General features: G+C 63.0%; 20 protein-coding genes. 13 read left to right on the top strand and 7 right to left on the bottom strand.

The window, feature by feature from the left end; translation table 11 throughout:
- Positions 1–40: 40 nt before the first annotated feature.
- Genes PAN31117_RS26275 through PAN31117_RS26265 form a run of 3 tightly spaced genes read left to right on the top strand, consistent with a single transcriptional unit; the run spans position 41 to position 2,894 of the window.
- Positions 41–904 (top strand): DODA-type extradiol aromatic ring-opening family dioxygenase, encoded by an 864-nt coding sequence (locus PAN31117_RS26275; protein ID WP_150740790.1) that lies wholly within the window; start codon positions 41–43, stop codon positions 902–904.
- Between the two features lie 12 nt (positions 905–916).
- Entirely contained in the window at positions 917–1,870 is a 954-nt protein-coding gene (locus tag PAN31117_RS26270) for a fumarylacetoacetate hydrolase family protein (protein WP_150740789.1), read from the top strand.
- Positions 1,871–1,874: 4 nt separating this feature from the next.
- On the top strand, positions 1,875–2,894 hold the full coding sequence (locus tag PAN31117_RS26265) for a 2-dehydropantoate 2-reductase (RefSeq protein WP_150740788.1): 1,020 nt from the start codon (positions 1,875–1,877) through the stop codon (positions 2,892–2,894).
- 105 nt (positions 2,895–2,999) lie between these two features.
- On the opposite strand, the gene PAN31117_RS26260 is transcribed toward PAN31117_RS26265, so the two are convergent.
- Positions 3,000–4,286: an MFS transporter gene (locus tag PAN31117_RS26260; RefSeq protein WP_150740787.1), complete on the bottom strand. Its 1,287-nt coding sequence runs from the start codon at positions 4,284–4,286 to the stop codon at positions 3,000–3,002.
- Positions 4,287–4,368: 82 nt separating this feature from the next.
- On the bottom strand, positions 4,369–5,568 hold the full coding sequence (locus PAN31117_RS26255) for an amino acid aminotransferase (RefSeq protein WP_150740786.1): 1,200 nt from the start codon (positions 5,566–5,568) through the stop codon (positions 4,369–4,371).
- Positions 5,569–5,696: 128 nt separating this feature from the next.
- Here PAN31117_RS26255 and PAN31117_RS26250 point away from each other — a divergent pair, with 128 nt between their 5' ends.
- On the top strand, positions 5,697–6,629 hold the full coding sequence (locus tag PAN31117_RS26250) for a LysR family transcriptional regulator (protein ID WP_150740785.1): 933 nt from the start codon (positions 5,697–5,699) through the stop codon (positions 6,627–6,629).
- Positions 6,626–6,844: a hypothetical protein gene (locus tag PAN31117_RS26245; RefSeq protein WP_150740784.1), complete on the top strand. Its 219-nt coding sequence runs from the start codon at positions 6,626–6,628 to the stop codon at positions 6,842–6,844. Before PAN31117_RS26250 ends, PAN31117_RS26245 begins: the two co-directional genes overlap by 4 nt.
- A 62-nt stretch (positions 6,845–6,906) precedes the next feature.
- Here the strand turns inward: PAN31117_RS26245 and PAN31117_RS26240 are convergent, their stop codons facing one another.
- Entirely contained in the window at positions 6,907–7,389 is a 483-nt protein-coding gene (locus PAN31117_RS26240; RefSeq protein WP_150740783.1) for a hypothetical protein, read from the bottom strand.
- 275 nt (positions 7,390–7,664) lie between these two features.
- On the opposite strand from PAN31117_RS26240, the gene PAN31117_RS26235 reads away from it, so the two are divergent.
- Positions 7,665–8,117: a DUF302 domain-containing protein gene (locus tag PAN31117_RS26235; protein ID WP_150740782.1), complete on the top strand. Its 453-nt coding sequence runs from the start codon at positions 7,665–7,667 to the stop codon at positions 8,115–8,117.
- 284 nt (positions 8,118–8,401) lie between these two features.
- Positions 8,402–9,112, top strand: coding sequence for a dienelactone hydrolase family protein (locus PAN31117_RS26230; protein WP_150740781.1), 711 nt, complete (start codon positions 8,402–8,404; stop codon positions 9,110–9,112).
- Between the two features lie 340 nt (positions 9,113–9,452).
- On the opposite strand, the gene PAN31117_RS26225 is transcribed toward PAN31117_RS26230, so the two are convergent.
- A complete protein-coding gene (locus tag PAN31117_RS26225) occupies positions 9,453–9,761 on the bottom strand; it encodes a DUF4148 domain-containing protein (protein ID WP_150740780.1) in 309 nt (102 codons plus the stop codon).
- A gap of 151 nt (positions 9,762–9,912) precedes the next feature.
- On the opposite strand from PAN31117_RS26225, the gene PAN31117_RS26220 reads away from it, so the two are divergent.
- Both PAN31117_RS26220 and PAN31117_RS26215 read left to right on the top strand, forming a co-directional pair.
- The gene (locus PAN31117_RS26220) at positions 9,913–10,311 is read left to right on the top strand and encodes a CopD family protein (protein ID WP_150740779.1); all 399 of its coding nucleotides are present in this window, start codon (positions 9,913–9,915) and stop codon (positions 10,309–10,311) included.
- A 133-nt stretch (positions 10,312–10,444) separates the two neighbouring features.
- The gene (locus PAN31117_RS26215) at positions 10,445–11,236 is read left to right on the top strand and encodes an AraC family transcriptional regulator (protein ID WP_150740778.1); all 792 of its coding nucleotides are present in this window, start codon (positions 10,445–10,447) and stop codon (positions 11,234–11,236) included.
- On the opposite strand, the gene PAN31117_RS26210 is transcribed toward PAN31117_RS26215, so the two are convergent.
- The 3 genes from PAN31117_RS26210 to PAN31117_RS26200 all read right to left on the bottom strand — a co-directional run bounded on the left by PAN31117_RS26210 (position 11,184) and on the right by PAN31117_RS26200 (position 15,598).
- A complete protein-coding gene (locus PAN31117_RS26210) occupies positions 11,184–11,906 on the bottom strand; it encodes an HAD family hydrolase (protein WP_150740777.1) in 723 nt (240 codons plus the stop codon). The genes PAN31117_RS26215 and PAN31117_RS26210 overlap by 53 nt on opposite strands.
- Before the next feature lie 158 nt (positions 11,907–12,064).
- Positions 12,065–13,537 carry a hypothetical protein gene (locus PAN31117_RS26205; RefSeq protein ID WP_150740776.1) on the bottom strand — a complete coding sequence of 491 codons (1,473 nt, stop codon included), beginning with the start codon at positions 13,535–13,537 and terminating at the stop codon, positions 12,065–12,067.
- Positions 13,538–14,203: 666 nt separating this feature from the next.
- Positions 14,204–15,598, bottom strand: a complete 1,395-nt coding sequence (locus PAN31117_RS26200; protein WP_174991151.1) for an aminotransferase-like domain-containing protein — start codon at positions 15,596–15,598, stop codon at positions 14,204–14,206.
- Positions 15,599–16,008: 410 nt separating this feature from the next.
- On the opposite strand from PAN31117_RS26200, the gene rpsL reads away from it, so the two are divergent.
- The 4 genes from rpsL to PAN31117_RS26180 form a co-directional block, all read left to right on the top strand.
- A complete protein-coding gene (rpsL, locus tag PAN31117_RS26195; protein WP_010804142.1) occupies positions 16,009–16,383 on the top strand; it encodes a 30S ribosomal protein S12 in 375 nt (124 codons plus the stop codon).
- 126 nt (positions 16,384–16,509) lie between these two features.
- Positions 16,510–16,980 carry a 30S ribosomal protein S7 gene (gene rpsG / locus PAN31117_RS26190; RefSeq protein ID WP_023593821.1) on the top strand — a complete coding sequence of 157 codons (471 nt, stop codon included), beginning with the start codon at positions 16,510–16,512 and terminating at the stop codon, positions 16,978–16,980.
- 117 nt (positions 16,981–17,097) lie between these two features.
- On the top strand, positions 17,098–19,200 hold the full coding sequence (fusA, locus tag PAN31117_RS26185) for an elongation factor G (protein WP_150740774.1): 2,103 nt from the start codon (positions 17,098–17,100) through the stop codon (positions 19,198–19,200).
- Positions 19,201–19,282: 82 nt separating this feature from the next.
- Positions 19,283–19,428 (top strand): GTP-binding protein (locus tag PAN31117_RS26180; RefSeq protein ID WP_246189265.1); only part of this gene is annotated, 146 nt, incomplete at its 3' end.

Raw genomic sequence — 19,428 nt, 5'->3', positions numbered from 1 at the left:
CAAAACAATCAGCAAGACAACAGGACAAGAGGAGAGCAGCATGGGACAGATCGTTGGCGCGGCGCTGGTGTCGCATCACCCCGGCCTGATGCAGTGTGAGGAGTTTCGCGTGTTGCAGGGCGCGGGGGCGGATTCGGACCTGATTCCCGGATACGCGCGGTTGCGCGAGCGCATTGAAGCTGTGCGTCCGGACGTCGTCATGATTTTCGATTCGCACTGGTTCACGACCGGCTATCACCTGGTCGACGGCGGCGCGCGTTACTCGGGCATGTACACGTCGGACGAGATGCCGTGGTATCTGCACGGCGTGCCGTACGATTATCGCGGACACCCGGAACTGGCGCTCGCCATCGACGGCGTCGCGCGTGAGCGTGGCGTGCGGGCGCGCGCCGTGCAACACCCGGATCTCGCACGGCATTACCCGACGATCAACGTCATCAAACAGTTGCGCCTCGAAGCAACGCCGATCGTCACCGTGAGTTCCTGTCAAAACTGCGAGACGCAGCACTTCCTGCAGTCGGGCGAAGTGATCGGCGAGGCGATTCGCCGCAGCGATCTGCGGGTGGTGATGCTCGCGTCCGGCGCGCTGAGTCACAAATTCAACGGCATCGACTGGAAGCCGAATCATCCGCGCATCTTTCACGAGAGCAACGTGTCGCGTCCGGAGAACATCGAGAGCGACAAGCGCGCCATCGAAGCGTTTCGCGAGGGACGCCACGACCGGATTCTGGCGGACTGGGATACGGACTACCGGAAGCGTCCGTGGGAAGCGCACGGCGCGCACTACTTGCAGATGGTCGGTGCGCTCGGTGGGGCCGAATGCCGCAGCGCGGGTACGGTGCTGTCCGACTACGAGAACGCGCGCGGCACGGGCAACGTGCACATCTGGTTCGATACGATCTGACGGGGCGACATCATGGATTTCGAATTTCCGCTGCGTGAATTGCCTGCGGTGATGCGCGGCCCGCGTGTCGAGCGTCGCCATATTCTGCTGGGCGGCAGCGCGTACTGGGGCACGATGGTCGAAGAGGCGGGAGAGGCGCAGGGCATGCTTCGGCTCGACGATGGACGTCTTGTCGACCCGCAAACGGTGACGCATCTGCCGCCGGTGAATCCGTCGAAGATCATCGCCGTGCACATCTCCTATCGCTCGCGTAGCATGGAGACGCGCAACAAGCCCAAGCCCACCGACACGCCGACGTACTTCATGAAGCCGACGACGTCGCTGAACGGACATGACGGCCAGATTCTGAAGCCGACGGATTGCCGGTATCTGAACTACGAAAGCGAGTATGCGGTGGTGATCGGGCGCACGTGTCGCAACGTGCTGCCGGACGAAGCATGGGATTACATCGAGGGTTTCTGCCCGGCGCTGGACATGGGCTTGCAGGACTTTCGCGACACCGATCAGGGGTCGATGCTGCGGGTGAAGGGCGCGGACACGCTGCTGCCCATCGGACCGGGTATCGTGCGAGGCGTGAACCTGTTCGAACAGACGTTGCGCACCTATCGCAACGGGCGCGTCGTGCAGGAAGCGCACATCGGCGACGAAACGATCTGGGGCCCGCATTACGTGATCGCGGACATTGCGCGTCACATCACGCTGATGCCGGGCGACGTCATTCTGATGGGTACGCCGTGCCACTCGCGTTCGGTGGATGCGGGCGATCTGGTGGAATGCGAGATTACGGGATTGGGACGGCTCTCCGGCCGGGTCGTGCAGATCGATGCGCCGCGTGCGGCGGCGCTCGGTGTGGGCCATCCGCCGGGCGACAGTCCGGAAGTGCGCCGTGTGGCGCTGGGTTTTGACGAACGTGTGCCGGAGCGATTCAAGGAGAATTATCGTCTCGCGGCACATCAACCGGAGTGAACGGATGAAGGTGACGATCATTGGCGCGGGCGCCATCGGTGGACTGATCGGGCAACGACTCGCGGCGACGGGAGAAGCGCAGGTCAGCGCGCTGGCGCGTGGCGCGACGCTGGCCGCACTTCGCGAGCGGGGCTGGCGGGTCAAGCAGGGCGAGACGCTGGCGACCGGCCCGGTGGCGGCGGCGCATGCTTTGGAAGACGCCGCGAAGCTTGGCGAGCAGGATCTGGTTGTGATCGCGGTGAAGGGGCCGGCGCTGGCGCAGGTTGCGGCGTCGGTGGTCCCGTTGCTCGGTCCGCAAACGCTCGTGTTGCCCGCGATGAACGGCGTGCCGTGGTGGTTCTGCCAGGGCGTGCCGGGGTTCAGCGCAGGAGAGAGCGATGGAGGCAGCGGTGGCGATGCGACGCTGACGAGCGTCGATCCGATTGGTGCAATCGGTGCGGCGATTCCGCTAGCGAACGTGATCGGTTGCGTGGTGCACGCGAGTGCTTCGACGCCGGAGCCCGGGCTGGTCGATCACAAGATGGGCCGTGGGCTGATCATCGGTGAACCTGGGGGCGGGGCGAGCGAGCGCGTGCAGCGTCTGGCGGCGTTGCTTGAGCGTGCTGGCTTCGAGGCGAAAGCGTCGGAGAACGTGCGTCTGGACATCTGGTACAAGCTCTGGGGCAATCTGACGATGAACCCGGTGTCGGCGATCACGGGCGCGACCATCGACCGGTTGCTCGACGATCCGCTGGTGCGCGACTTCTGCTCGGCAGCGATGCGCGAGGCGGCCGCCATCGGTGCGAAGATCGGCTGCGCCATCGACCAGTCGCCGGAAGACCGGCATCAGGTGACGGCAAAGCTGGGGGCGTTCAAGACGTCGATGTTGCAGGACGTAGAGGCGAATCGTCCTATCGAACTCGACGCGCTGGTCAGCGTGGTGCGCGAGATCGGCCAGCGGGTGAGCGTTCCTACCCCGAACATCGACGCGCTGCTGGGCCTGACCCGATTGTTCGGTCGGGTGCATGGGTTGTACCCGCAGTAGGTCGTCGTTCGCGATTGTCGCTGTTCGTTGCTATCGACGTAAAAGAGAAGGGGCACCGAGGTGCCCCTTTGCTATTGGTTCGTCTACTTCTCTACTTGCACTTGATCAGCGCACGCCCGTGTGGCGGTACACCTGACTCAGCGCCATCAGTCCCACGGCGGCAGCGGCCATCATGTAGAAGCTCGGGGCGAGTTTGCTGCCGGTGGCGTTGATCAGCCAGGTCAGAATGAACGGGGCGAAGCCGCCGAAGAACGTCACCGACAGGTTGTACGACAGCGACAGACCCGTCGTGCGCGTCTTTACCGGGAAGATCTCCGAGGCCAGCGCGGGGAGCGGCGCGAAGTACATCGTCATCAATACGCCCAGCACCGTCTGCAACGCGAGCATCACGCCGAAGCTCGGGTGAGTCGACAGCAACCAGAACATCGGCCAGATCGTCACGAGCAGAAGTGCGGCGGCGATCATCATCGGTTTGGCGCGTCCCACACGGTCGGACCACGCGCCGACGACCGGCGAGAGGAACATCTGCACGATCCCCGTTGCCACCGTCGCCGCAAACGCGACCGACGCAGGCAAGCCCAGTTGCTTGATGGCATACGTCGGCATGTACAGCACCAGATACGTGGACACCGTGGCGACGACCACGGCACCCACCGCCAGCAACAGGCGCATCTTCTGATGACTCAGCGTGTCGCGCAGCGGTGTCTGCGTTGGCTCGGCTTCCAGAAACTCAGGCGTCTCGCTCACGTGACGGCGGATGTAATACGCAACCGGGCCGATCAGCAAACCGAACAGGAACGGCACGCGCCAGCCCCAGCTCTGCATCTGATCCGGCGACAACGTGCTCGTGAGCACCGCACCGAAACCGGCGGCAAGCAATGTCGTCAGCCCCTGACTCGCGACCTGAAAGCTCGCGAAGAAGCCACGCCGTTGCGGTGCGTGTTCGGCGAGGAACGCGGTGGCGCTGCCGAATTCGCCGCCCGCTGAGAAGCCCTGAATCATGCGTGCCAGCACAATGCCAGCGGGTGCGAGCAAGCCGATGGTCTCGTACGTCGGCATGAAAGCGATGATCGCCGTGCCCGCCATCATCAGCAAAATCGTGAGCGTCAGTGCTTCACGACGTCCCCGTCGATCTGCATAGACGCCGATCACAATCGCGCCCAGCGGTCGCATGAAGAACGACACGCCGAAGGTGCCGAGCGTGAGCAGCAGTGAGGTCGTATCGTCGTGCGTGGGGAAGAACAGCTTCGAAATCGTGACGGCGAAAAAGCCGTAAACGACCAGATCAAACCATTCCAGCGCGTTACCGATGGACGCCGATATCACCGCGCGCCAGGTGTGAGAAGTCGAGTGCCCGCGAATATGGGCACCGGCAGCCGTTGCAGTGTTCATGAAGTCTCCGTTCGTCGTTTTATATGTTGAGCATGCTTGTCCAGCGTTGTTCGGCGAGCATGCGCGCCGCGCTAATGCCCGGTCACCGCTTCGTGAGCACCTGTGCGATGGCGCGCGCGACGGTGTCGACGTTGCGCGTGTTCAGGCCCGCGACGCACATACGTCCCGAGCGCAGCACATAGACACCGTGCGTCTCGCGCAGCGTGTCTGCCTGCGCGGCCGACAGGCCCGTGTACGTGAACATGCCGCGCTGCGCGATGTAGCGCGACAGCTTCTCGCCGGTCACATGGGGTTCCAGACGTGCGTGAATCTGCGCGCGCATCGACGCGATGCGCGTGCGCATGCCGTCGAGTTCGGTCTGCCATGCGCTGCGCAGCGACGGCGTCGTCAGCACTTGCGCGACAAGCCGTGCGCCATGCGTCGGCGGATTGCTGTAGTTCGCACGTACGGTGCCCATCAGCTGGCCGAACACGCGCGACGCTTCGTCCGCCGTGGCGCAAACCACCGACAACGCGCCGCAGCGCTCGCCATACAGGGAGAAGTTCTTCGAGAAGGAGTTGGCGACGACCGTCGGCACGCCTGCGTCGGTCAGTGCGCGAACTGCGAAGGCGTCGGCGTCGAGCCCGTCGCCGAATCCCTGATAGGCCATGTCGACGAACGCGATCAGCCCGCGCTCGCGCAGCACAGGCACGAGCGCCTCCCACTGCGCCTTCGAGAGATCGACGCCGGTCGGGTTGTGACAGCACGCATGCAGCAGCACGATGCTCTGCGGCGGTAGCGAGGACAGCGTGGCCATCATGGCGTCGAAGCGCAGGCCACCGGTGGCGTCGTCGTAATAGGGGTAGGACTGCACCGGGAATCCGGCGCTCTCGAACACCACGCGATGGTTGTCCCAGCTCGGATCGCTGATCCAGAGGCTGCTCTCGGGGAAGTAGCGCTTCAGGAAATCGGCCCCGACACGCAATGCGCCGCCGCCGCCCAGCGTCTGCAAGGTGGCGATGCGCTGTTCGCGCCGCGCGGCGTTCTGCTCACCGAAGACCAGCGCTTGCACAGCGTCGCGGTACGCCGGGGTGCCCGCCATCGGCAGATAGGGACGGGGGCCAATGTCGGCGAGCACCGCCGACTCGGCGTCACGCACGGCCTGCATGACCGGCAGACGGCCGTCGTCGTCGAAGTAGATGCCAATGGACAAGTTGACCTTGTGCTGGCGGGGATCCTGACCGAAGGCTTCGTTCAGGCTGAGGATGGGGTCGCCGGGGTAGGCGTCGACATGGGAAAACATGAGGCTCGCTCCGTCTCGATCGTCGGTTCACGGGGGAATTTTGAAAATCGATTGTGGGCGACGCCCCTTTGCGGAACAATCAATCGATTCTGGTCCATTCGTAAGTGAAACTTGATAATCGAAACGCCATGCCCCTGACCCGTGTCACCCTGCGCCAGTTCGAAGCACTGGTGGCTATTGCGGAATTGCATAGCTTTGCCGAGGCAGGCAATCGCCTGGGACTCACGTCGTCCGCTATCAGTCAGCTGGTCGCCGAGCTGGAGTCGGTGCTCGGCTTTCGCATCTTCGACCGGACCACGCGGCGCGTCGCGCTCTCCAGCGCCGGTCGCGATTTTTTGTCGTCTGCCGAGTCGGTGCTGCGTTACGTTCAGGCTGCCGAGAAAACGGCCGACGACTTGCGTAACCGCGCCGCCGGTATCGTGCGCGTCGGTGCGCCGCTGGTGCTGGCCAGCATGGCGCTGCCCGCCGCGATTCGCGAATACGCCGCTTCGCGACCGAAGGTCGTGGTGCGTGTGGTCGATACCCCCGTCGACGCGCTCATCGATCATGTCGCCAACGGCGATCTCGACATTGCCATCGGTCCGAATCGTGCGACGGGCGCGCATGTGGCCGGTACGCCTGCGTTCGATAGCCCGTGGGTGTTGTGGTGCGCGCCAGAGCATCCGCTTGCGCGTCGCAAGCGCGTTCGATGGACCGACCTGCGCGACACGCCTCTCGTCGCCGCCGGGCGCGATCACGAGCGCAGCGTCGCGCAGATGCGTCAGTCTGCGCTACCCGATGCGCGCATCACGTCCATCGATGTCGTCGACAACGTGACGACGGCACTCGGCGTCGCCTCGCAGGGATTGGCCGCGACGCTTACACCCGGCTATGTAGCGGCGCTTGCCCATCCGTTCGGCTTGCTGATGCGTCGCGTTGTCTCGCCCGAGACGATTCGGCAAGTGTGCGTTTACCGGTCGGTGTCGCGCGCGCCGTCGCCAGCGGCGGAAGGGTTCGCGCAATTCTTGCTGGAGTGGCTGCCGCAGTGGAACGCACGGATCATGGAGACAGCGAAGACGTGACCAACTTCGCAGGTGCCTCCATCACGACCGTTCAGGTCAGTGACGCAATGTTCCAGACCGGAAAGTACGGCGGTTCGATGATGTTTTCGCTGAGGTTGAACTGCGTGCAGGGCGCGAGCTTCTCGCTGTACGGTTGTGAGTCGTATCAGAAGAGCTTCGGCACGTGTGGCATGCGCGGCGTGCTTGTGAACGTTGGGGCGAAGTACGCCTTCTGAGGTGCGAGCGGCGCACCCGTCGACGCAGTGTCGCCGGGTGCGGTGAATGTCAGAACTTAGCGTTAGCGGCGCCTGGCATCGGGCGAGGGGAGTGCGGCGAGGTCTTCGCTCAGTTGCGCGCGCAACGTGACGATGGCTGCGGTGGTGTCGGCGGGCTTCAGTTCCTCATGCGCGATGGCCTCGCGCAAGTGGTGACGCAGCATCGGATCGCGCGTTTGCGTCAGCGTCTCGCGATAGAACGGCAGGACGCTCTCCGGGTGTCCGCCGATGCGATAGAGATGCGCGATCTCCTCGATGGTGCGAACCGCAGCGAAGCCCGGACCGCCGTGACTGGCCGGACCCATAGGGCCACGCGGTCCGGGGCCACCGAAGTGCGGACCCATGCCCGGCGGCGGGGGCGGTATCTCGCCCGGCGTGGCGGCTTGCGTGCGGGCGGGGGGCGGAGCGTCGGTGGCGGCCGCAGCGGGCAGGCTGACGCCGGTAGCGGTCAGCGCCAGCATCAGCGCAAGCCCGCTCACGGTCTGGCGCATTGAAATATTGATCATATGGACTCCGTATCAAATGCGTTCGCTGAATCGTCGAACGACGGGGTCAAGCGTAACGTGCCTCGAATGGCAGACAGCAGGGCGGTAACGACATGTAAGGCGGGGGCAGGGCGTGAGGGCCGATGAGATCGGCTGGGGAAGATGTCAGACGAGCGTGGCGGATCTGCCTTGAGGGGGTGATGCGCATCGGAGGGCGGCGGTACACTGGCGCGGCTGCCCGGCAAACTTTGCGTGGGCGTCGTTGTCTATCCCGCCTCAGCGTTCGAGGAGCCTGTATGACCACCGAAGCCACCCAAGCCAACGAATCTGCCGCATCCACGGGACATGCGCATCCGGCGAGCGTTACGTCGCTGCGCAGCCCGGTCGACTTTTACGCCACGCTCACTCGCGTGATCGACACCCTTAAGCAGCACGGCATGACCATCTTCGCCGACATCGACCAGAGCGCGGCGGCGGCCTCGGCGGGCGTGTCGCTGCGTCCCACCCGGTTGGTGCTGTTCGGTAATCCGAAGGGCGGTACGCCCGTCATGGCCGCAAACCCCCATGCAGGACTGGAACTGCCATTGAAAGTGATGGTGTGGGCAGCGAGCGCCGACGACGTGCGCGTGGATTTCCTGAATCCCGGACCGTCGCTGAGCGCGCTGTACGACATCGACTCCGCGCAGGTAGCGGGGTTCGGCGGCGTGGTGAAACTGCTCGAAGCGGCGCTCACTAAAGAGGCGGAATGAGCGTTGGACTGAGCTTGAGCGGGTTCGGACGTCGAAACGATGAGTGGCGCAGGACGGGCGACAAGGCGCGATTTCTACGTCAGGAGGTCGCGGGGCGCATCGTGTGAAGGGGCGTCGAGCCTTATCCGGCGGGCATTCCGACGCGCTGTGAATCGTCTCAAAAGTCCCTATACTGATCCGGCCTAGCTGCGTCTGGCCAGAGCGTGGCCGCGCCCGATCCCCCTGCGGGCGTTGTTCGAAATCAGGGCGCAGGCATTTCCCTCTTTTTTGATGGAGCAACTTCCGTGTCGAACAGTCAATGGATTCGCGTTGAAACCGTGGATGGCGCATTCGATGCCTATCTGGCATTGCCGCCGAATGGTAAGACGGCCAACGCCCAGGGCGTGGTGCTGGTGCAGGAAATCTTCGGCGTGAACGAGCACATTCGTGGCGTGGCCGATCAGTACGCGATGGACGGTTACGTCGTGCTCGCGCCGGACATCTTCTGGCGCTCGACGCCGCGCGTCGAACTCGGCTACTCGGGCGACGACTGGGGCCGTGCGATGGAATTGCGCAAGGCAGTCGACGTCGAGAAAGCGGTAAAGGATGTCGAAGCGACGGCGAAGGCGCTGCGCGGCAAGCTGGATGCGGGGGCCAAGGTCGCCGCCATCGGCTACTGCTTCGGCGGTCTGCTGTCGTACCTGAGCGCCGCGCGCGGTCTGGTCGACGCTGCCGTACCGTACTACGGCGGCGGCATTCACAACTATCTGAGCGAAGCGGCCAACCTCAACGTGCCGACGCAGTTCCACTATGGCGCGCTCGACAGCCACATCACGCCGGACATCGTCGCGCAGGTGAGCGAGGCGGTGAAGTCGCGTCCGAACACCGAAGTGTTCGTGTACCCGAACGCGGATCACGGCTTCAACTGCTGGTCGCGCGAGTCGTACCATCAGCCGTCGGCCGCGCTGGCCCACGGCCGTGCGCTCGAGTTCCTGGCGAAGTCGTTCGCGAAGTAAGGCGTTGTTTTCCCCCGATGGCCGTGCGCGGTCATCGATTCGGTAAACGCAAAGAAGCCCGCCAATGCGGGCTTCTTCGTTTTTGTACGTCCTGCTTCATCGATCTGCTGTCGACCTGTCGTCGATTTTTAGCGGGTGGCGTCCCGGCTAAAAAAGCCCGTCGCCGAAGCGACGGGCAAAGTCCTGTGCGTCGAACCGCTACGCACAGCGACAGGAGTCTTAGGTCGGGAAAGACCGGAGATCACACTGAGCACCGGCAACCGGTGCGTCGTTATGCGCAGAACGCGCGCCGCGCCGCGGCCTCTCGTCAGGCAAGAGGTCCGCAGCGCGGCGAGTTACATTACGAACCGAAGTAGGTCGTGCCGGCACGTTGCTGGCCGCCCACCGAACCCATCGTGATCGGGGCGCTGACCGAGGCCGGTTGTGCGCTCGGGGCTGCCTTCGGGTAGACGGCGTCGTGTTGCACCACGAGACCGGCTTGTTGCGCCTGAACGAGTTCTTCACGAACCTGGGCGCGGCTCAGGGCGCTGGTTTGCGGAACCCACGAGAATTCCGAGGGGCCGTCGAATGCATCGCTGGCGAAAGCCGAGCCGGCCGAAACAGCCAGCATTGCGGAAACCAGAGCCGAAGTAATAAGGGTGCGCTTCATGATATTTCTCCTGTCTTTTGAAAGAGGCGATGTTCAATTCATCGTCGACAGTTGAAGTGTATTAATGCGGCCCTTCGCGATAAAGACGACTTATTGCAAGCAACTGTTGCTTAGATAGAAATAATCGTTCGAACCTTTTAGGAGACATCCGATGCTCTATCTCTGGATCAAGGCAGTGCACCTGATCTCGGTCATCACGTTCATTGCGGGACTTGTGACGATGGCGCTGGGCGGGCGTCTGGCACAGCCCGAGTGGCGTCGCGTGGCGCGACGGGCAGACTACGCACTGGCATCGCCCGCATTGATCGTGGTGTGGATCACGGGACCGACGCTCGCCATCATGGCCAACTGGTGGCACGCACCTTGGCTCATGGCCAAGCTTGTGTTCGTGATCGTCGTGTCTGCGTTACACGGCCGGTTGTCGGCCACACTGCGGCGTCTGGAACGCGACGGGAGCACGCAGCCACCCGCCGTGTTCGGACGCGCCCTGCCCGTCACGCTCATTTCGATGACGATCATCGTTGCGCTTGTGATCGTCAAACCGTTCTGAGCGGTGCGCGTGGTGCAACGATACGGTAAGGGATTCGACCCGCGTTCGGCTTGGTGGGGGCGTGTGGGCGGTGTTACGCTGACGACATCGCCAAATACGTCCCAAATTTCGCCTTTTTTGAGGCTTGGTCCCAATGCCGATCACCAGTGCGATACCCCTGGAGTTTCAGGCTCATGACCGCCCCGTCGGCGCGTTGGCGAAAGATTACCCCGATGGTCATGTAGTGCGCCCTCACAGTCATCGACGCGCGCAATTGATGTATGCGAGCGCCGGTATTCTGGAAGTTCGCACCGATACGTCGTTTTGGGTGATTCCGCCGCAGCGCGCGTTGTGGATTCCGGCCAACGTCACGCATGAGGTGCGCATGCGCGGCAAAGTGGAGATGCGCACGATCTATGTCGATGTCGAACGACTCGGCATGGCAGCCTCCGATGTGCCCGTCGTCATCCGTGTCTCGGCGTTGCTGCGCGAGCTGATTCTGCGCGCGATGACGCTGCCGCCCGACTGGTCGCCGCTGGGCAAGGATGCGCTCGTGATTGCGCTGCTGCTCGAAGAGGTCGAGTGGAAAAGCGATTCGCCGCTCCACCTGCAGGTGCCGCGCGACGCGCGTCTGCGCAAGATCTTCGACACCTATCTGACAACGCCCGCCGACCCCCGCAGTCTTCAGGACTGGGCCGTGGAGGTGGGGGCGTCGAGCCGTACGCTGGAGCGTCGTTTCATGACGGAGTTCGGTTTGCCGTTCCGGGAGTGGCGTCAGCAGATGCGACTGCTGGGCGCTTTGCCATTGCTGGGGGCCGGGCGGCCCATCACGCAAGTGGCGCTCGAAGTCGGTTACGACACGCCGAGCGCCTTTTCCACTATGTTCCGCCGCTTTATGGGCGTGACGCCAAGCGAGTACCTGACGCGCGCCCGCGGCCCGGAGTGAGCCAGTGCATGGCGTCCCACATGTCGTCATAAACTGGGACGCCTTCGTCGAGCAGCGGCGAGCGCCGACGTTTCGAGCCGATGCCAACGAAATCGATGCCGAGCTTGCGCGCGACTTTCAGGTCCCACATCCCGTCGCCGATCGAGACCACCGCCCGCGGGCGCGTAATCCCATAGCCCGCCTGCGCCCGCTTGATCGCCTCGGCCACCAACTGGTCGCGCGAGCTGTATTCGGACGCGGTGATGAGCATCGCGTCCGTGTAATCGATGGCGACAGAGCGCAGCTTGCGGTGACTGACCTGCCGGATGCCGCCCGTGGCGAACACCACACCCCAGCGCGAGCGGTGCGCGGCCTCGACGAAGGCGCGCGCACCGGGGATCTCGGCCAGCCCGTGCGCATTGAGCAGGGCAGTGAAGCGCTCGTCGATCTCGTGCTCGAAGCGGGCCAGATCGTGCGGCTGCGGCAAGGCGCGACCGTTTTCGGCGTGGGCGTGAATCAGGATGCCGGTGTCGGTGTGATGCGGATAACTTCCCCAGTCGGTGTTCAATGCCTCGAACGCCAGCGATTCCATCGCGCCAAGCAAGGCTCGTTGATGGATGCGCACCGAGTCGGTCAGCGTACCGTCGACATCGAGGACCAAAATACTGTCTTTCTCGAAACTTGCCTGCATGGCGGGTAGTGGACTCGTGTCAGGGCGGAGTGGGGGAGCTGCCGCCGAAATGTGGGAGTGTACGAATTCGCCAGAGTAAGTAAAACGTGCCGAGTGACAGCGACTACGTCTGATGCGACAGATCGAGCTACGGGAAATGATAGCTCGACGTCATCCCGTCATTTTCCAAAGCGGGGGCGGGCAAGCTGGCGGTACTTCCGATCCCACTGCTCAAGCATCGCGACTGCCTTGGCCATTTCATTGAGCGACACTCTACTGCTGCGCGCCGTACGGCGCTTAGGGGGCGGTGGGGGAGGTTCGACGGTTTCCGTTGTTTCTGCCACTTCCGGGGCTGTCAGGGACGTCGCGGGTGCCGGTTCGGGAGCGCGGGGTGAGCGCATCGCTTCCGACGAGGTCGACTCGCCCTGTGGCGCATCGTATTGTGCAACGTCTGCTGACACCCCCGACCCGCGCTGTGCGCAGAGCGATTGCCTGACGTCGGCGTGCGATATCGGCGCGCGCGACTCGCGGGTCGCGCCGTAGGCGAAGTCGTGATAACGCCGATGTCCGTCATGAAGATGCTTCGCGAGGGTTCGGACGAGATTGGGGCGTCGTATCTCGGCATGCATCGGTAGCAGCGTCGCATCGAAATTCTCGGGAATATCGCCGAACAACTGCTGCTGGTGCTGGGCGGCGTGGGTTTTGACGTCCTGATCGACCCATTCGACCGTATCCGGCGTGGCCAGCGAGACAAACAGGAGCAATTGCCGGTCAGGGGCAGGAATTCGGATATACGCGCCCAGCGTGGCGCGTTGAATCTCCGGCGGGCCCAGGGGGAGACGCAGATCGTCGTGTGGAAACGGGACGTCGATGCCATACCGCAGGGCTTCCGGCACGCTCGTGACCCACTGCGTCACGGACAACTGCGGGATCTCGATATAGGCTCCGGTATCTTTCAGCAGGCGCTCCACGCCGGGCAACAACTGGTTCAGCTGCTTGGTCAGGCGTTGTTCGATAGAGCGAACGGAATATTGACCCTGCGACTCCGCAGCGCGGGCGTTGAAGAACTCGCGCTCCAATGTCGCGCTGTCACGCCGTTCACGCGACAGCTTTTTGCGCATCTCCGGTTCCAATGACGCTTCACAACCGGCGAGCAGCAGACGGCTTACGTCGACGTCGACACGAATGTTGGCGGGCAGATCGAGAAGGCAGTTCCGTGCATCGTCGCGCGCGCCGATAACGCACACCGGTCGCACATCGGCCAATCGCTCCGCGAAGACGCGGGGCCGTGTGACCGGCTGTTGCGACCAATTGACGGACGCGCCGTTTTGCGCGGCGTGCCAGCCCCGGACGGTCGACGCAATCATGGTGGACGAGATCGGCGCGGAGGCAGCACGTGTCAGGTCGGTTGCTACGCCTGGCGTGCGGGCTTGTACGTGCCGCCCGGGGAGCGCCTCGGCTGCGTTCGCGGCCGGCGGCAGCCAATCGGACATTGAGTTGAGAATCATCGTCACTCCAGTTGAGGTCAAGGGGGATTTCCGTGAACTGGAGTATTCCTGCTGAGGCAAATCGGATTGTCGGGTTGAGGCCCGGATGTTTGCAGATTGGGATCGGCACTTTAGTCGCGCATGCATGACGTCTGTGCCGACCATCCGGTAACGCACCTCACGGGGTGGCAAGGGAGCGACCGTTGGAGACCGTCAGGCGCTCTGCTCCTTATCCATTTGCCCCGTAAGTCGCGGCTGTATTGCTTCCGATACTGCCGCGCGAGTTACCAGGCTTCGCGGCCCGTGCTGCTGAGCTCGCACGCAATGGCCGGTGGCAGAGACCGACTGCATCCCGACTCAACCATGCGGGTGACCGGCACCCTGCTCGGCTCGCCTGGGGGCAGGTCGAGCAGGCAGTTCTTTCGGTCGTCGTGGTTGCCGACGACGCACACGTCGACTAAATCCGCCAATCGGGTTTTCAGGAAATGGTGATAGGTCTGCGGTTCGAGACCGATCGGCTGCAAAACCGGTTTGGGTACCTCGCGCTTTACGTAGGGGCATCGCGAAGCCGACGTGATATCGCAGGTGCTCTCGAAGGTCTGGCCGGGTGATCCCCCCGCCCCCGGCGAACCATGTCAGGCCGCTCGCCGCCGCCAATACCTGCGGCGCAATACGGCTGATGTGCACGCGCTTGCTCCGGTAGATGGCGCGCGTAACACGGCGCGCCTGACCGGACTTTGCGTGAGCCCGCCGACATGGGCTTTTGCCATGCGCGCCGGGCCTGTCGGTATCGGGAGCGATACGTCGCGTACCCCCTTCCGACGGCAAACCTCAGACGATCGCGGCCCGCAGGCTCGGCGGCGCTTCGCGCAGCAGCGACCGGAGACGCTTGAGCGCACTCGACAGGCGCTCCGGATCGCGCACGCCGCCCAGTGAGATGCGGATCGCGTTGGGCGCGTCCGGCGACAGGCAGAAGGCATCCGCAGGCGTGACGGCGAGTCCCTCCGCGCGGGCGGCCATGGTCAGTTCGCGGGCCGTCCACGGGGCGGGCAACTCATGCCAGAGGTGAATGCCCTGAATCGACGGGGCGCTCGCGTCCCCCAGAATCTCGGCGGCGATGGCCTGACGCTGCGCGGCCGCTTCCTTCACGCCGTCCATGAGACGGTCGGCGGTGCCGTCGTGGATCCACTGCGTCGCCAATCCCGACATCAACGGCGGCGCCATCAGCGCGAACGAATGCAGCGTACTGAGGAAGACGTCGCGCTTGCTGCCGTCGGCCAGACGGACATACGCGGTGCGCAGGCCCGGCGTCAGACATTTAGACAGCGTGGACACATAGTGCACGCGATGCGGCGAGAGGCGGGCGAGCGGCGGCGGCGCGTCCGGCATCAGGCGCCAGTAAGGGTCGTCTTCGATGAGCGTGAGGTCGAGCTTGTCCGCTACGGCGAGCAGTTCCCGGCGGCGGCGCTCTGGCATCGTGCGCGTGGTCGGGTTCTGGAGCGTGGGGTTCAGATAGACGAGGCGCGCGCGGTGCTGGCGGGCGGCAGCGGCCAGCGCATCGGGCAGCATACCGTCGGCGTCGGCGGCAACGCCCTCCAGACGGCGACCGAGCGAGCGTGCCGCGCTGCGTACCCCCGGGTAGACGATTGGCTCACACAACACCGTTTCGTCCCGCTCGGTCTCGGTGAGCAGCAATGCCGCCAGCGTGGCCTGTGCACCGGGGCAGACGAGTACGTCCGCCGGGTCGAGGGTGCCGAGCATGGGCGCGAGCCAGAGCGTACCGGCCTGACGGTCGGCAACGCCCCCGTCCCCCAATTGGTACGCCATGAGCATCGACGCATCGGTATGCCGCAGGACTTCGTCGATCCCCTTTTGCAACAACTCGCCAAGGAACTGCCCAGCCGGTGCTGGCGGAATGTTCATGCCCAGGTCCAGCACCTGATCGAGCGCCACGCGCGGCTTGCTGACGAAGGTGCCGAGCGGGCCGCGCCCCTCGATGGCGCTTCGGTCGCGCGCCCGGTTGTAGGCGCGCGTGACCGTGGTGAAGTCGATGCCCAGCCATGACGCCAGCTCGCGCTGCGCGGGCAGTCGGTCGCCGGGGCGCAGGCGGCCGTCCGCGACCGACTGCTCGATAAAGCTTGCCAGCCTCAGATATCGGGGGCCTTTGCCCGCGGTGAGCGCAGGTTTCCAGAAGGTGGCGCGAAGCGTGTCGTGAGAAGTGTCCATAGCCATGTCGGTGTTATGTATGGAAATTCGTACGTAAATCGACGGTGTATGCAGTGTAGTTTGCATACATGCGAGTCGCAAGTCTTGAATTTGGGAGGGGGAGACGCACCTTGAGCCGGTGCCTGCGGTGGTGTGGATTCGTGGCGACGACGACCATGACCCGACCATGACCGTTAACAATCAACGACTTACAGCGATAATTTGCGCGAGAGTGCGTTGACACTTGCCAACAGCGGGGGTATAGTCGCAGGCTCCGGTTTTTCCGGCGGCATGCCCGTGCCTAATGCAAAGTGCTTATGCATCAAGCGTTTAGATGCGGACTATCCGCAAGAGCAGCCGGGGAGTACGCAGTAAAGTCGCATGACGGCCCGCCTTGGCTTTCATGCTTTTGACACGTTTAGGAAATCACAATGCCAACGATTAACCAATTGGTCCGCAAGCCGCGCACCTCTGCTCAAATCAAGAGCAAGAGCCCGGCCCTGCAGGACTGCCCGCAGCGTCGCGGCGTGTGCACCCGTGTGTACACCACGACGCCGAAGAAGCCGAACTCCGCTCTGCGTAAGGTTGCCAAGGTGCGCCTGACGAACGGTTTCGAAGTCATTTCGTACATCGGCGGTGAAGGCCACAACCTGCAGGAACACTCGGTCGTGCTGATTCGCGGCGGTCGTGTGAAGGACTTGCCGGGTGTGCGTTACCACATGGTGCGCGGTAGCCTCGACACGCAAGGCGTCAAGGACCGTAAGCAAGCCCGTTCGAAGTACGGCGCGAAGCGTCCGAAGGCCTAAGCGGCTTAGCGGATATACGTTCGGTGATGGTGGTACATCGTCACTGAGTAAGTGGTCACTCGGCCCGAAAGTGGCTAGTAGGTGGCCTGGAGCCCAGCTCCAACTGAATCAATTAAGGAAGAAATCATGCCGCGTCGTCGCGAAGTCCCCAAGCGCGAAGTGTTGCCCGATCCGAAGTTCGGCAACGTTGAAGTCGCTAAATTCATGAACGTGCTCATGCTTGCCGGCAAGAAGTCGGTTGCAGAGCGCATCGTTTATGGTGCTTTCGAGCAGATCCAAACCAAGGCGGGCAAGGATCCGCTGGAAGTCTTCAACACGGCTCTCGGTAACGTGAAGCCGGTGGTTGAAGTCAAGAGCCGCCGTGTTGGCGGTGCAAACTATCAAGTTCCGGTCGAAGTGCGTCCGTCGCGTCGTATGGCATTGGCGATGCGTTGGTTGCGTGAGGCCGCGAAGAAGCGTAGCGAGAAGTCGATGGCCCTGCGCCTGGCTGGTGAGCTGATTGAAGCCTCGGAAGGTCGTGGCGGCGCCATGAAGAAGCGTGACGAAGTTCACCGCATGGCTGAAGCCAACAAGGCCTTCTCGCACTTCCGCTTCTGACGCTGGCAAGCAGTACCTAGAGCAGAAACCGGGGCGGGTGCGCATGAGAAATTGCGCCTCGCCCGTTTGTGTTAGTAGCCCCCTCAAAAATGGCGGCTACATTGAAAGAGGCTTAAAGTGGCTCGTACAACCCCTATCGAGCGCTACCGCAACATCGGTATTAGCGCTCACATCGACGCAGGTAAAACCACGACGACCGAGCGCATTTTGTTCTACACCGGTGTGAACCACAAAATCGGTGAAGTGCACGATGGCGCGGCGACGATGGACTGGATGGAGCAGGAACAAGAGCGCGGCATCACGATTACGTCGGCTGCCACGACCTGCTTCTGGTCCGGCATGGCCAACAATTATCAAAAGCACCGCATCAACATCATCGACACCCCGGGTCACGTCGACTTCACGATTGAAGTCGAGCGCTCGATGCGTGTTCTCGATGGCGCGTGCATGGTGTACTGCGCCGTGGGTGGTGTTCAGCCCCAGTCGGAAACCGTGTGGCGTCAGGCCAACAAGTACGGCGTGCCGCGTCTGGCGTTCGTCAACAAGATGGACCGTACCGGCGCGAACTTCTTCAAGGTCTACGACCAGTTGAAGAACCGCCTGAAGGCCAACCCGGTGCCGGTGGTGGTGCCGATCGGCGCTGAAGAAAACTTCAAGGGCGTGGTCGACCTCATCAAGATGAAGGCGATCATTTGGGACGAAGCGTCGCAAGGCATGAAGTTCGACTACGTCGACATTCCGGCCGAGCTGCAAGCGGAAGCCCAGAAGTGGCGCGAAGGCATGGTCGAGGCCGCTGCCGAGTCGAGCGAAGAGATGATGAACAAGTACCTCGAAGAGGGCGACCTCTCCGAAGCTGACATCATCAAGGGCATTCGTCTGCGTACCATCGCTTGCGAAATCCAGCCGATGCTGTGCGGTACCGCGTTCAAGAACAAGGGTGTGCAGCGCATGCTGGACGCCGTGATCGACTTCCTGCCGTCGCCGGTCGACATTCCGCCGGTCAAGGGTACGGATGACAAGGAACAGCCGACGGAGCGTAAGGCTTCGGACGAAGAGAAGTTCTCGTCGCTGGCGTTCAAGATCATGACGGACCCGTTCGTTGGCCAGTTGATCTTCTTCCGCGTCTACTCGGGCGTTGTGAACAAGGGTGACACGCTGCTGAACTCGGTCAAGGGCAAGAAGGAACGTCTGGGCCGTATCGTGCAGATGCACGCGAACCAGCGTGAAGAAATCGACGAAGTGCGCGCTGGCGACATCGCCGCTGCAGTCGGCCTGAAGGATGCAACGACGGGTGACACGCTGTGCGATCCGTCGGCACCGATCGTGCTCGAGCGCATGGTGTTCCCGGAGCCGGTGATTTCGCAGGCTGTCGAGCCGAAGACCAAGGTCGACCAGGAAAAGATGGGCCTCGCCCTGAACCGCCTGGCGCAGGAAGACCCGTCGTTCCGCGTGCAGACCGATGAAGAATCGGGTCAGACCATCATTTCGGGTATGGGCGAGCTCCACCTCGAAATTCTGGTCGATCGCATGAAGCGCGAATTCGGCGTGGAAGCCAACATCGGCGCTCCGCAGGTTGCCTACCGCGAAACCATTCGCGCGACGGCTGCCGACGTGGAAGGCAAGTTCGTCAAGCAGTCGGGCGGTCGCGGCCAGTTCGGTCACGCCGTCATCACGCTTGAGCCGAGCGAGCAGGGCGCTGGTTACAAGTTCTTCGACGAGATCAAGGGTGGTGTGATTCCGCGTGAATACATCCCGGCCGTTGATAAGGGTATCCAGGACACGCTCAAGAGCGGTGTGCTTGCTGGCTTCCCGGTCGTCGACGTGACGGTCCACCTGACGTTCGGTTCGTACCACGATGTGGACTCGAACGAAAACGCGTTCCGCATGGCTGGTTCGATGGCTTTCAAGGAAGCTATGCGCCGTGCCAAGCCGGTCATTCTCGAGCCGATGATGGCCGTGGAAGTGGAAACGCCGGAAGACTACATGGGTAACGTGATGGGCGACTTGTCGAGCCGTCGCGGCATTATCCAGGGCATGGACGACATGGTCGGCGGCGGCAAGATCGTGCGCGCTGAAGTTCCGTTGTCGGAAATGTTCGGCTATTCGACGTCGCTGCGTTCGGCTACGCAAGGCCGCGCCACGTACACGATGGAGTTCAAGCACTACGCTGAAGCTCCGAAGAACGTGAGCGAAGCCATCATCAGCAACAAGAGCAAGTAATTCATTTGTAGGGTGTCCGCATCATCCGGTGCGGCGCCCGACACACTGTTTAATCGTCTATTCAGTATCTGAGGATTCGGAAATGGCAAAGGAAAAATTCGAGCGGACTAAGCCGCACGTGAACGTCGGTACCATTGGCCACGTTGACCACGGCAAGACCACCCTGACGGCTGCTATCGCAACGGTTCTGTCGGCCAAGTTCGGCGGCGAAGCCAAGAAGTACGACGA

The sequence above is a fragment of the Pandoraea anapnoica genome (assembly GCF_902459765.1).
GTDB lineage: Bacteria > Pseudomonadota > Gammaproteobacteria > Burkholderiales > Burkholderiaceae > Pandoraea > Pandoraea anapnoica.
This window is presented reverse-complemented; position numbering and strand designations above follow the sequence as displayed.